The organism is Streptomyces sp. NPDC094032, assembly GCF_040303965.1.
GTDB lineage: Bacteria > Actinomycetota > Actinomycetes > Streptomycetales > Streptomycetaceae > Streptomyces.
In genome coordinates, this window is sequence record NZ_JBEOUE010000020.1 from 93,838 (window position 1) to 106,743 (window position 12,906).

The 12,906-nt window shown below is 73.4% G+C and carries 11 protein-coding genes; 4 read left to right on the forward strand and 7 right to left on the reverse strand.

The genetic code is table 11. The features are described 5' to 3' along the window. Positions 1-29: 29 nt before the first annotated feature. On the reverse strand, positions 30-2,177 hold the full coding sequence (locus tag ABTZ54_RS25655) for a primosomal protein N' (RefSeq protein ID WP_351667316.1): 2,148 nt from the start codon (positions 2,175-2,177) through the stop codon (positions 30-32). A 191-nt stretch (positions 2,178-2,368) separates the two neighbouring features. Here ABTZ54_RS25655 and ABTZ54_RS25660 point away from each other — a divergent pair, with 191 nt between their 5' ends. Genes ABTZ54_RS25660 through ABTZ54_RS25675 form a run of 4 tightly spaced genes read left to right on the forward strand, consistent with a single transcriptional unit; the run spans position 2,369 to position 7,567 of the window. Beyond that, a complete protein-coding gene (locus ABTZ54_RS25660) occupies positions 2,369-3,676 on the forward strand; it encodes an NsdA family TPR-like regulatory protein (RefSeq protein ID WP_351667318.1) in 1,308 nt (435 codons plus the stop codon). Next, a complete protein-coding gene (locus tag ABTZ54_RS25665) occupies positions 3,669-4,466 on the forward strand; it encodes a toll/interleukin-1 receptor domain-containing protein (RefSeq protein ID WP_351667320.1) in 798 nt (265 codons plus the stop codon). Before ABTZ54_RS25660 ends, ABTZ54_RS25665 begins: the two co-directional genes overlap by 8 nt. Next, the gene (locus ABTZ54_RS25670; protein WP_351667321.1) at positions 4,463-6,403 is read left to right on the forward strand and encodes a hypothetical protein; all 1,941 of its coding nucleotides are present in this window, start codon (positions 4,463-4,465) and stop codon (positions 6,401-6,403) included. Before ABTZ54_RS25665 ends, ABTZ54_RS25670 begins: the two co-directional genes overlap by 4 nt. Before the next feature lie 21 nt (positions 6,404-6,424). Further along, positions 6,425-7,567, forward strand: coding sequence for a hypothetical protein (locus tag ABTZ54_RS25675; RefSeq protein WP_351667341.1), 1,143 nt, complete (start codon positions 6,425-6,427; stop codon positions 7,565-7,567). An 81-nt stretch (positions 7,568-7,648) separates the two neighbouring features. On the opposite strand, the gene metK is transcribed toward ABTZ54_RS25675, so the two are convergent. The 6 genes from metK to pyrF form a co-directional block, all read right to left on the reverse strand. Further along, complete coding sequence (gene metK / locus ABTZ54_RS25680) at positions 7,649-8,857, reverse strand: methionine adenosyltransferase (protein ID WP_351667343.1); 1,209 nt, start codon at positions 8,855-8,857, stop codon at positions 7,649-7,651. Positions 8,858-9,140: 283 nt separating this feature from the next. Then, the gene (gene coaBC / locus ABTZ54_RS25685; RefSeq protein WP_351667345.1) at positions 9,141-10,376 is read right to left on the reverse strand and encodes a bifunctional phosphopantothenoylcysteine decarboxylase/phosphopantothenate--cysteine ligase CoaBC; all 1,236 of its coding nucleotides are present in this window, start codon (positions 10,374-10,376) and stop codon (positions 9,141-9,143) included. A 111-nt stretch (positions 10,377-10,487) separates the two neighbouring features. Continuing rightward, positions 10,488-10,760, reverse strand: a complete 273-nt coding sequence (gene rpoZ / locus ABTZ54_RS25690; protein WP_132914500.1) for a DNA-directed RNA polymerase subunit omega — start codon at positions 10,758-10,760, stop codon at positions 10,488-10,490. A 28-nt stretch (positions 10,761-10,788) separates the two neighbouring features. After that, positions 10,789-11,352, reverse strand: a complete 564-nt coding sequence (gene gmk / locus ABTZ54_RS25695; protein ID WP_351667348.1) for a guanylate kinase — start codon at positions 11,350-11,352, stop codon at positions 10,789-10,791. Positions 11,353-11,425: 73 nt separating this feature from the next. Next, positions 11,426-11,749: an integration host factor gene (locus ABTZ54_RS25700; protein WP_030204477.1), complete on the reverse strand. Its 324-nt coding sequence runs from the start codon at positions 11,747-11,749 to the stop codon at positions 11,426-11,428. Positions 11,750-12,053: 304 nt separating this feature from the next. Then, on the reverse strand, positions 12,054-12,890 hold the full coding sequence (pyrF, locus tag ABTZ54_RS25705; protein ID WP_502997313.1) for an orotidine-5'-phosphate decarboxylase: 837 nt from the start codon (positions 12,888-12,890) through the stop codon (positions 12,054-12,056). Positions 12,891-12,906 lie beyond the last annotated feature (16 nt).

The following is a 12,906-nucleotide window of genomic DNA, read 5'->3' on the forward strand; positions in this document are numbered from 1 at the left end:
TCGGCGCGCCTGGGGGCTGCCCTCCCCTCTCAGCCGATGTCGGGCGGATCCACCCGCACCCGCACCGGCTCGCCGCCGCCCCGGGCGAGGCGGGAGGCCTGGGCCTGCTTGAGGGCGAGGGCGAGAACCGCACCGCTGCCCGGCGGGACCCGGATCAGGGCGCGGTCCCACTGCTCGCCGGGTGGGGTGTCGCCGGGGCGGCGGGGGCCGCCGGGGCGGGTGACGGGGAGCGGGACAGGTCCGAGGATCTCGGCGTCGGGGGGCAGGCCCGCGCCGGACAGGAAGGCCGCGAGGGCGTCCGGCGGGCCGGCCACGGCGGCCATCCGGGAGACCGGCGGGAAGCCCAGCTCGGCCCGCTCGGCGAGCTCGCGCCGGGCGTGGCCGACGGGGTCCCAGCGGACCAGGGCCTGGACCGGCCGGAGGGTCGGTTCGGCGACCACGACGACGGTGCCGCCGTCCGGCTGGCCCCGGACGAGGGAGGCCGCGTCGATCCAACGGCGCAGCGCCTCCTCGCCCGCGCGCAGGTCGGGGCGGCCGAGCATGGCCCAGCCGTCGAGGAGCAGCGCGGCGGCGTAGCCGCCCTCGGCGACCGGCTCGGCGCCGGGGGTGGACACGACCAGGGCCGGGCGTCCGGGCACCCGGTCGAGGACGTGGTCGCGCCCTGAGGTGCGTACGGGCACGGCGGGGAAGGCCCGGCCGAGCTCCTCGGCGGTGCGCCGGGCGCCGACGACCTGGGCCCGCAGCCGGTTCGAGCCGCACTCGAGGCAGTGCCAGTCGTCCGCGCCCCGCCCGCACCAGCCGCAGCGCAGCTCCTGCTGCTCGGGCGCCTCCAGGGGCCCGGAGCAGTGCCGGCAGCGGGCGGGCGTGCGGCAGCGCTCGCAGGCGAGGCGGGGCACGTATCCGCGGCGCGGCACCTGCACGAGCACCGGGCCGGTCTTGAGCCCCTCCCTCACGACCTGCCAGGCGAGGGTGGGCAGCCGGGCGGCCCGGGCGGCCTCGTCGCGGGCGAGGTCGGTGTCGCCGACGGTCCGTACGAGGGGGGCGGCGGCCCGCACCTGCTCGCGGCCGGCCGCGAGCGGCTGGGCCCAGCCGGACTCGACGAGCTGGGCGGCCTCGACGGTGCAGCTGGTGGAGCCGAGCAGGAAGGCGCAGCGGTCGTGGGCGGCGCGCAGCAGCAGGACGTCGCGGGCGTGCGGCTGGGGGGCGTGCGGTTCGCTGTGGCTGGTGTCGCCGTCGTCCCAGATGACGGCGAGCCCGAGGTCGTGGACGGGCGCGAACATGGCGGCCCGGGTGCCGACGACGGCCCGGACGGCGCCGCGCCGGACGGCGAGCCACTGGGCGTACCGCTTCTCGGGCCCGGCCTCGGCGGTCAGGACGGCGTGCCGCCCCTCTCCGAGGAGCGCCGTCAGCGCCTGGTCCACGCGGTCGACGGCGCGCCCGTCGGGCACGACGACGAGGGCGCCGCGCCCGGAGGCGAGGGTGGCGCCGACGGCACGGGCGATCTCCTCGGCCCAGTGCGGCCCCGGCAGCACGTTCCAGACGGCCCGGGGCGTCCCGCCGCGCGCCAGCGACTCCAGGAAGGCCGCCCCCCGCTCGTACCGCCCCCAGCTGCCCGCCTCGGGCGCGGCGGGCGGCGACAGCGGCGCGGGCGAGGGCCTGCTCTCGGCGCGGGCGCTGCGCGGCGGCACGGCGAGCTGGAGCACGTCGGCGAGGCTTCCGGCGTAGCGGTCGGCCACCGCGCGGGCGAGCCCGAGCTGTTCGGCGCCGAGCACGGGCTCGGGCGAGACGACGTCGGCGAGCGCGGCGAGCGGCCCGTTGTAGTCCGACTGGGCGAGCCGCTCGACGAGAAACCCGTCGATGAGCCTGCCGCCCTCCCGCCGCCCGCCCCTGACCTGATGCGCCCCGGCCCCGAACCGGACCCGCACCCGCACCCCCGGCCGCGCGGCCTCGTCGAGCTCCTCGGGCACGGCGTAGTCGAAGAACTGGTCGAGGTGGAGCACCCCCTTGTTCACGACCACCCGCGCCACCGGCAGCTCCTTGGCCAGCGCGGCCCCCCGCCACGTCCGCGGCTTGGCCCGCGGCGCCTTAGCCTTCCGCACGGTCTCCCGAAGGAACGCGAGCTGCTCAGGCTCCCCCTGCCCGCCCCCGCCCCCGACCTTCTCGTTCTCGCTGCTCACAGCCTCATACCTACCAGACGGCACCGACAAGTCCCGGCGGCAAGGGATCGGCCACTCGCTGGCCGAATCGGCGCTCTGTCCGCCACGCCGACGCGAATGGAAACGTGAAACAGCTCCGACCGCCTTGTTGCCGCCTCGCCACCGGACCCAGGCTGTCACGCGGAACGAGGAGGGGAGCGAAGGTGGACGGCTTGGCGAAGTTCGGCCCCGAGCTGCGGCGCAGGCGGCTGGCGGCCGGTATGACGCTGGACGGTCTCGCGGCACGCGTGCACTACAGCAAAGGGCAGTTGAGCAAGGTGGACACGGGCCGGCAGCAGCCGAGCCCCGAGCTGGCCCGGCTGTGCGACGGCGCGGTCGGAGCAGGCGGCGAGCTGGCCGCCCTGGTGCCGTACGGGCCGGGTGTACCCCGGCCGAGCCGTCGCCTGGTGATGGCGGCCGGCGCCGCGTCCGCGCTCGCGCTCGGCGCGCCGCCCTCCGCCGCGACGGAGCCCGCCTCACGAGCGGGAACCGCCGGGCAGCCGGCGGCGTTCGGGGCTGCGGACCCCGCAGGGACGGCCGACGCGGTCGGCGGGCCGCTGCTCGACGGTGTGCTGGCCCTCTTCGCGGAGTTCCGCCGGCTCGGCCAGAGCGCCCCGGCGGCGCTCGTCCTGCCCGGACTCGCCGCCCAGGCCCGCGCGCTTCCCTCGCTCGCCCGCACCTCCGGGGCGCGCACCGCGCGCGGCCTGTACGTCCTCGCCTCCCGGTACGCGGAGTTCACGGGCTGGATGGCGCAGGAGAGCGGCGACGACAGGTCCGCCCTCGAATGGACGGACGCGGCGGTGCGGCTCGCAGAGGCGGCGGGCGACCGGGACCTGGCGGCGTACGCCCTGGTGCGTCGGGGGCTGATCACGTTCTACGGCGGCGACGCCAAAGCCACCATCGAGCTGGTCCAGGGCGCGCAGGCAGGCCGGTTACCCGCGCGCATCCGGGGGCTGGCCGCGCAGCGCGAAGCCCAGGGCCATGCGCTCGCGGGCGACCGTGACGCCTGCTTCCGTGCCCTGGACAGGGCCCGCACCCTGCTCGACCGCGCCGCGACCGCCGGCTCCGACGGCCTGCCAGTGGTCGGCAGCACCCACCTCGGCGACCCCACAGCGATGACGACGGGCTGGTGCCTGCTCGACCTCGGCCTGCCGAGGCAGGCGGCGGAGGCCCTCGACCGTGAGGTCGCCAGGATCCCGGAGCACGCCCTGCGTACCCGGGTGCGCTACGGGGCGCGCCGCGCGCTGGCCCACGCCGTGGCGGGCGAGGTGGACCACGCGTGCGTGATCGCCCAGCCGCTGCTGGCCGGCGGCGAGGCGCTCGCCTTCGCGACGATCCGCGTCGATCTGCACCGGCTCTCCCGCGTCCTCGCCCGCCACCACAGGAACGCCGCCGTGCGCGCGCTCTCGCCGCAGCTCACGGCCGCACTGCACGACACCGTCCACCCCGTCGTCGTACGAGAGGCAGTACCGCGTGTCTGAGATCTTCATCAACTACCGGACCGGTGACGGAAACGAGATCGCCGCGCTGCTCAAGCAGGGCCTTTCCCACCGTTTCGGGCAGGACGCCGTGTTCTTCGCCGGGCTGTCCATCCGCCCCAGCCAGACCTTCTCGCGTGAGCTACTGACGCACGTCCGGCGGAGCGGCGTCGTGCTCTCCGTCATGGGTCCGGACTGGGCGAGCCACCCGGACCTCCACAAGGAGACCGACTGGGTCCGCAGGGAGCTCCTGGAGGCCTGGCAGTGCGGCATCCCGGTGATCCCGGTCATCCGGGGCCGCCGCACCGACCGGCTGAGCGCCGTGGACCTGCCGCCGGAGCTGGCCCACCTGGCGGAGCTGCAGTCGCTGCGCATCGACTCACCCACGCACGACCGGGACCTGCGGGACATCGGCGACGCGGTGGCCGAGCTGGTGCCCCGGCTCGCCGCTCTCGACACCCGGCCCTCCGCCCCCGCCACGGGAGCCCCGGACACGACGCACAACTCGATCACCGGCGACAACAGCGGCATCAGCCTGCAGGCGGGCAACGTCGGCGAGATCGGCACGATCAGCACCGGCACGAACGTCACGGGCACGAACGTCACGGGCACGACCGGCACGGTCATCACCGGCCCGACCGGCCCGGTCCACACCGGCTCGGGCGCCCAGCACAACCACACTCACCGTCCGCACTTGTCCGGCGACGGGGCCGCGTACGTGGCGGGTGACAACCACGGAGGCATCTCGCACCGCTTCGGCCGCGCGGAGAGGGACGAGGCCGACGGCCGATGAACGGTGCGTTCTTCACGGGGGTGCGGAGCGAGGGCGGGCCGGTGCACACCGGCCCGGGTCCGCAGTACGTCGACTACCACTTCCACTACGAGCACCCGCCGGGTGCACCTCCCATCCGGCCGTTGGCGGTGGACCACCTGCTGTGGCTGTACCACCGGTTCGTGGAACCCGGTGGCATGGCGACCGCCCGCGAACGCCTCAAGGACATGGGCACGCTGCTGCTGGACGCCGCACCGGGCAGCGGGCGCAACGCCGCCGCCCGGATGCTGCTGTACAAGGCCCCGGGTTCCCGCGCCCCGCGTCAGCTCCTCGCGGAGAACGACGCGGGCGGCCTGGATCTGCGGCCCGATCAGTTCGGTGAGGGGGACCGGCTGCTGCTCGACCTCGCCGACGCGGACGGCCCGGCGTGGAGCCAGGTGCGCACGAAGCTGTCCGCCCTCCACCAGGTCGTGAGGGAGCGCCGGTCCCTCCTGGTGGTGATCGTCCCGCACGGCTCCCAGGGGCTGAGCAATGAACTGGAGGCGCACCGGCACCCGATCGTCCGACCGGACGGGATGTCCGTGCTGCGACGGAACCTCCGTCGCGAAGGCTTCCCGTTCGGCGACGACCCCGACGGGCCCGACGGGCTGGCGGAGCCGATCCACGCGTACGTCGCCGGCGACCCTCCGGTCCGGGACATCGCGGCACTCGCGCGGCTCCTCGCCGAAGCCCGCCGCGCCCGGCCGGACACGCCCCCGGAGCACTGGTGCGACGTCGCCCTCACGAGCCTCCGCAAACTGGGCGGCCACGTCGCCGAGCACGTGGAGAAACTGACTCAAGGCGGCCAGCGCGCCCTCCTGCTCACCACCGCGATGCTGCCCGGTGCGAGCCCGAACGCGCTGCACGCCGCGAGCGAGGCACTCCTGAGGATCGTCGGGCATCCGGCGGACGAGCGGCCCGTCCTCGAGCGCGAGGACCTGTCGCGGCGGCTCAAGGAGATCGAGGCGGAGCTTCGCCCCGACGGGTCGGTCGCCTTCGACCGTCCCGACTACGCCGCCGCCGTCCGCCAGCACTTCTGGGCGCACCGGCCCGGGATGTGGGCCCAGTTCGGGAAGTGGGTGGAGCGAGCCGTGCTCCTGCCCGCGCTGGCCAGCGGCGACCGTGACGTGCTGATCGCGGGCTTCGCCGAGCAATCCCTGCGGACCGGCCAGTACCGGAGTCTGCTGACCGCGGCGCGGCGGTGGGCCGACCGGGAAGACCCCCGGCTGATCCAGGCCGCCGTCCAGGCCCTCGGCCACGGGCTGAGCGATACGCGTGCCGGGCGCCACTTCCGCGTACAGGTGTACGGCTGGTCCTTGGAGCAGCGGATCTCCTCCGGGCTCCTCAGCGCACTCGTCTCCGTCTCGGCCGAGGTCATCGCGCCGAGCTTTCCGGACCAGGCACTCGTACGCCTGCACCACCTGGCGCGGCAAGCCGCCGGACCCCGGCAGCAGGCCGACGCCCGCCTGTACGAGCTGGCTCTGTCCGAGGAGCGCCTGCACCGGAAGATGCTCCACCGCCTGGACGCCGGCCTGTCCCAGCACACCTGGCAGGCCGACGCCACGCTCTTCCGCTCCTGCGCCGCACCGCCACTCCTCACTACAGCCCGCGAGGACCGCCCGCCGCTCCTCGCCCGCGACGACGTCCGCGACACCCTCGTCTCGGCCTGGGGCTCGCTGTTCACCCGGCGCCCCGAGGCCGACTGGTCGCCCCAGGCGGAGGACTGGCTGAGCGCCGCCGGCGCGGACGGCCGGTACGCGGATGTGCTGCTCGATGTCCTCGCGCGGGCCGCCCGGCCCAGCCCGTCCGTGGTGGCGCGGCTCTACGTCCTGTCCCTGCGGCACTCGTGCAGCCTGCGCCTGCGCCGACGGCTGGACGCCGTGCAAGGGCTCCGGCCGACCGGCCGACCCCGCTTCTGACGCTCGTATCGGAGACACCCCATGAGTTCTGGACACAAGACCATGACGGCCTTCCTCACGCTCATCGGCGCCCTGGTGATCGTGATCACCGGGCTCTGCGTCCGATGGCCCTGGTGGGCCTGGCCCGCCGCCCTCGGCGCGCTCCTGGCCGTGGCCGGCGCCGCGCTCGTCGGCGTACGCAGACGACGACCACTGATCCCCCGCGAGTTCGCCCTCGAACCGGACCTGCCCATCCCGCCGGTCGAGCGCTGGGAGAAGGTCGTGCGCAACGTCGCTCTGCCGAGCCTCTCCCCCAACTACGACTTCCTCGTCACCGCCCTCGTCCGCTGGGTCCCCGTCGACGTGCCCCACGGCGCGCCGGAGGTGAGCAGCGCGGGGCTCGCGGTGGACGCCGTGCTGTCCCGGGCCCGGGCGGTCACGGCCGGGCAGCCGCCGGAGCGCAGCAGCCTGGTGCAGCACCAGCTCAGCGGCGAGCTGGCGACGATGCTCCCCGATCCGAGCGGCCGGGTCCTCGCGATGGCGGAGAACCTGGTGGTGACGCTCTCCGACGCCGACCGGGAGCGACTGGAGAAGCTGGCCACGGTCCGGAAGGACGAGGCGGTCTGGGAGCACGAGCGCAAATGGGAGCAGAGCAAGCGGGCGTATCTCGGTGAGGACGTGCTGACCTCCACGGGCAGCGCGGTGGTGTGGTGGCTCGCGAAGAACGACGACAAGGTCGACAAGGCTGTGGCGGACATCGGTCTGCTGGCCCAGCTCACCGCGGTCGCCAACGACGAGCCGGTGCCCGAGCGGCTGCACGGTTTCCTTGCCGACGCCCCGAAGAAGGAAGGGGACGCGGGCGCCTTCGTGGACGCCGGAGCTGCCGGAGAGGACGCGGAGGAGACGTTCGCCGACCGCTTCACCCGGCTGATGCAGGATGCCGGTCTCGACGAGGACGACCCGAGGTGGCTCCTGTTCGCCCGGAGGGTCGCCGACGACGCGATGGCCACCGGTGTGCCCGGAGCACAGACCCTGGCGGACCTGGCCGACGACCTGGAGCGCGGTTTCCAGGAGCGGACGCCGGGCGAGGACCCGCCCAAGGAGGGCGACGACGGGAATCCCGGGACGGGCCCGTCGTCGGACGGCCCGTTCGACGACGGCGGCTACGACGACGGGCGCTGGTAGTCCGCCTCCCCCGGGCACGGCGAAGGCCCGGCACCCCCCAAGGGGTCCCGGGCCCTGCTACGGCTGCCGTGGGGCTGGGGCTCAGACGCCCGCGGCCTTCTTCAGGGCGTCCACGCGGTCGGTGCGCTCCCAGGTGAAGTCCGGCAGCTCGCGGCCGAAGTGGCCGTAGGCGGCGGTCTGGGAGTAGATCGGGCGGAGCAGGTCGAGGTCGCGGATGATCGCGGCCGGGCGGAGGTCGAAGACCTCGGCGATGGCGTGCTCGATCTTCTCGGTCTCGATGGTGTTGGTGCCGAAGGTCTCGACGAAGAGGCCGACGGGCTCCGCCTTGCCGATCGCGTACGCGACCTGGACCTCGCAGCGGGAGGCGAGGCCCGCGGCGACGACGTTCTTGGCGACCCAGCGCATGGCGTAGGCGGCCGAGCGGTCGACCTTCGACGGGTCCTTGCCGGAGAAGGCGCCGCCACCGTGGCGGGCCATGCCGCCGTAGGTGTCGATGATGATCTTGCGACCGGTGAGGCCGGCGTCGCCCATCGGGCCGCCGATCTCGAAGCGGCCGGTCGGGTTGACCAGGAGGCGGTAGCCCTCGGTGTCCAGCTTGATGCCGTCCTCGACGAGCTGCTTCAGCACGTACTCGACGACGAACTCGCGGATGTCGGGCGCGAGCAGCGACTCGAGGTCGATGTCGGAGGCGTGCTGCGAGGAGACGACGACCGTGTCGAGGCGGACGGCCTTGTCGCCGTCGTACTCGATGGTGACCTGGGTCTTGCCGTCGGGGCGCAGGTACGGGATCGTCCCGTTCTTGCGGACCTCGGTCAGGCGGCGGGAGAGGCGGTGCGCGACGTGGATCGGGAGCGGCATGAGCTCCGGGGTCTCGTCCGACGCGTAGCCGAACATCAGGCCCTGGTCGCCGGCGCCCTGCTTGTCGAGCTCGTCCTCGTCGCCCTCGACGCGCGACTCGTAGGCGGTGTCGACGCCCTGCGCGATGTCGGGGGACTGCGACCCGATGGAGACCGAGACGCCGCAGGAGGCGCCGTCGAAGCCCTTCTTCGAGGAGTCGTACCCGATGTCGAGGATCTTGTTGCGGACGAGGGTCGGGATGTCCGCCCAGGCCTTCGTGGTGACCTCGCCGGCCACGTGCACGAGGCCGGTGGTGATCAGGGTCTCGACGGCGACGCGGGAGGTGGGGTCCTCCTTGAGCAGCGCGTCGAGGATGGTGTCACTGATCTGGTCAGCGATCTTGTCGGGGTGACCCTCGGTGACGGACTCCGAGGTGAACAGACGACGGGACACAACGCTCCCTGGGGTTGCAGCGGCTGCTGGCTACTCGTATGCGGACCGGCAGGGGGCTGCGCCCCGCGACGTTCCGAGAACAGTCTATCGGTCACGATCGGGTATCTGGCCAGGACTCCTGGCACGTGATTCCCGGAGGAGGGGGGAAATCACCCGTCACCACCAGGGGATTGTCCGGTATCAGTTGATTTGGGTACGCCGTTGCGACGAAAACCGGACGGTCAGTTCCCTTGACGGCCCCTCCGCCACGCCACGTCTGCCACTCACGTCACACCCGACTCTGTCAGGAGGGCTGGACGCGCAGTCGCGGCAGCACCAGGTCCCACACCGTCTCCGCGAGCGCCTCCTTCGGGCCGTACGGGACGGGGGTCTCGGTGCCGTCGGAGGCGAGGACCACGGCCTCGTTCTCCTCGGAGCCGAAGGTCTTGCGCTCCCCCACCTCGTTGACGACGAGCAGGTCGCAGCCCTTGCGGCGCAGCTTCACGCGCCCGTTGGCGAGGACGTCGTCGGTCTCGGCGGCGAAGCCGGCCACGACCTGGCCGGGCAGGGCGCGCTCGGCGGAGAGCTCGGCGAGGATGTCGGGGTTGCGGACCAGCTCGATGGTCGGGGCGCCGCCGTCGTCCGTCTTCTTGATCTTGCCGGTGGCGTAGGCGGCGGGCCGGAAGTCGGCGACCGCGGCCGCCATCACGACCGCGTCGGCGTCGGCGACGGCCTTGAGGACCGCCTCGCGCAGCTGGACGGCGGTGCCGACGTGCACGACGTCGACGCCCGCCGGGTCGGGCAGGCCGGTGTTGGCCTCCACCAGCGTGACCCGGGCGCCACGGGCGGCGGCGGCCTTGGCGAGGGCGTAGCCCTGCTTGCCGGAGGAGCGGTTGCCCAGGTAGCGGACCGGGTCCAGGGGCTCCCGGGTGCCGCCCGCGCTGACCACGACATGGCGGCCGGCCAGGTCGGGGGCGGCGACCCCGCGGGCCAGCACGTTGCGGCAGACCTCGAAGATCTCGCCGGGGTCGGGGAGCCGGCCCTTGCCGGTGTCGACACCGGTCAGACGTCCGACGGCGGGCTCGATGACGACGGCGCCGCGCCGGCGCAGCGTCGCCACGTTCTCCTGGGTGGCGGGGTGCTCCCACATCTCGGTGTGCATGGCCGGGGCGAAGACGACCGGGCAGCGCGCGGTGAGCAGGGTGTTGGTGAGCAGGTCGTCGGCGAGGCCGTGGGCGGCCTTGGCCAGCATGTCGGCGGTGGCGGGGGCGACCACGACCAGGTCGGCGGCCTGCCCGATGCGGACGTGCGGGACCTCGTGGACGGACTCCCACACCTCGGTGGAGACGGGGTTGCCGGAGAGCGCGGACCAGGTGGCCGCGCCGACGAAGTGCAGGGCGGCGTCGGTGGGCACGACCCGGACGTCGTGGCCCGACTCGGTCAGCCGCCGCAGCAGCTCGCACGCCTTGTACGCGGCGATGCCGCCGCTCACTCCCAGGACGACCTTCGGCTTGGCCACGACTTCCCCTGCTCCCCGCATGCGGATGCGTGCTCGGCTGCGTACTCGGATGCGTACGACTCCATGAGACACCACAGGCCCGGCGGATGTTCCGCCGGGCCTGTGGTGACAACCGTTACAAGATCTGGTGCTCTACTGCGCCGGGTCCGCGATGGCCTCGGAGGTCAGCAGGCCCGCGTTGATCTCGCGCAGCGCGATCGAGAGGGGCTTCTCGTGGACGTGCGTGTCGACGAGCGGACCGACGTACTCGAGCAGGCCCTCGCCCAGCTGCGAGTAGTACGCGTTGATCTGGCGCGCACGCTTGGCCGCGTAGATCACGAGGCTGTACTTGGAGTCCGTCGCCTCGAGCAGCTCGTCGATCGGCGGGTTGATGATGCCCTCGGGCGCGGTGATGGAAGAGGACACGCTCTACCTTCCGAAGATGGAAAAAAGATCAGACAACGTTCATCAACGTTAGCAGCTCGCGAGCGACGTCCTCGACCGAGGTGTTGACGAGCGTGGTGTCGAACTCCGACTCGGCGGCCAGTTCGACCTTCGCGGCGGTCAGCCGGCGCTCGATCACCTCGGGCGACTCGGTCCCGCGGCCGGTGAGCCGGCGGACCAGCTCGTCCCAGCTCGGCGGGGCCAGGAAGACCAGCTGGGAGTCGTCCATGGACTCCTTGACCTGGCGGGCGCCCTGGAGGTCGATCTCCAGGAGGACCGGCTCGCCGGCCTCCAGGCGCTCGATGACCGCGCCGCGCGGGGTGCCGTAGCGGTTGCCCGCGAACTCGGCCCATTCGAGGAGCTCACCGTTGGCGATCAGCTTGTCGAACTCGTCGTCCGTCACGAAGAAGTAGTGGACGCCGTGCTTCTCGCCGGGGCGGGGCTTCCGTGTCGTCGCCGACACCGAGAGCCAGACCTCGGGGTGGACCTTGCGCATATGAGCGACGACCGTGCTCTTGCCCACCCCGGAGGGGCCGGAGAGCACGGTCAGCCGCGGACGTACCTCTGCTGCCATGCAGCGATTATTCCAGCTTTACCGGAGTGCCCGGGACCCGCGCCCCGGGAGGACCGGGACGCGGGACCCCGGGTCAGGCGCCGGTGCTGCCGAACTCGCGCTCCAGGGAGGCGATCTGGTTGGAGCCGAGGCCGCGGACCCGGCGGCTCTCGGAGATGCCCAGGCGCTCCATGATCTGCTTGGCGCGGACCTTGCCCACGCCCGGGAGGGACTCGAGCAGGGCGGAGACCTTCATCTTGCCGATGACGTCGTTCTCCTGGCCCGTCTTGATGACCTCGTGGAGGGAAGCGCCGGAGTGCTTGAGTCGATTCTTGACCTCGGCCCGCTCCCGGCGAGCCGCGGCGGCCTTCTCGAGCGCGGCTGCGCGCTGTTCAGGGGTAAGGGGCGGAAGAGCCACGCCTACGTCACCTCGGATGTCGAACTGTCGGATACGGACCCGGTGGGAAGCTGTGCGCCCCACACCAGTGGAGCAGCGACCGACGTGGAGTACGCCGAACGCCGCCTCTGCCCCGGAGACTAGCGGCCATGGCCGCTCCAGTCAGCGAGAACAGACGAAAAGTCCTGGTCAGCATCGACCGACCAGGACATTTCCGGCATAACGACGCGGTTTTGGGCCAACTTTTGTCAAGGAGTGAGACGGCCGGGACACGCCACCCGACCTGCGGGTTGGCGAGAACCGGCCGAAATCGACCTCGCGGGGGCTAGCGGCCCTCGACCGCCTCGCGGATCTCGGTCGCGTAACGCTCCGCCGCGGCGCGCAGCGAGGCCGCGTCCGGGCCCTCCTTCAGGACGCCCCGGCTGACGTTCGGGACCACGTTGCGGACCGCCGCGCCGAAGACCCGGGGAAGGTCGGCCGGGGTCGCGCCCTGGGCGCCGATGCCGGGGGCCAGCAGCGGCCCGGCGATGTCCAGGTCGAAGGCGGACAGATCGCCGAGCGTGGCGCCGACGACCGCGCCGAAGGAGCCCATGGGGGCCTCCCCCGCGTTCTCGGCCGCCAGGTGGGCCAGCATGGTCGCGCCGACCGTCCGGCCGTCCTCGCGGACGGCCCGCTGGACCTCCGCGCCCTCCGGGTTCGAGGTGAGGGCCAGCACGAAGAGGCCCGCGCCCGACTCGCGGGCCAGGTCGACGGCCGGCTTCAGGGAGCCGTAGCCGAGGTACGGGGAGACCGTGAGCGCGTCCGAGAACAGCGGGGAGTCCTTGCGCAGGAAGGCCTCCGCGTAGGCGCCCATCGTGGAGCCGATGTCGCCGCGCTTGGCGTCCATGACCACCAGGCCGCCGGCCGCCCGCAGATCGGCGACGGCGCGCTCCAGGACGGCGACACCGCGCGAGCCGAAGCGCTCGAAGAAGGCCGCCTGGGGCTTGAAGACCGCCACGGTGCCGGCCAGGGCCTCCACGACGGTGTACGTGAAGCGCTCCAGGCCCGCGATGTCGTCGGCCAGGCCCCAGGAGCTCAGCAGGGCCGCGTGCGGGTCGATGCCGACGCACAGGGGGCCGCGCTCGTCCATGGCGGCGCGCAGGCGGGCGCCGAACGGCGCCAGGTTCTCCAGGGTCGCG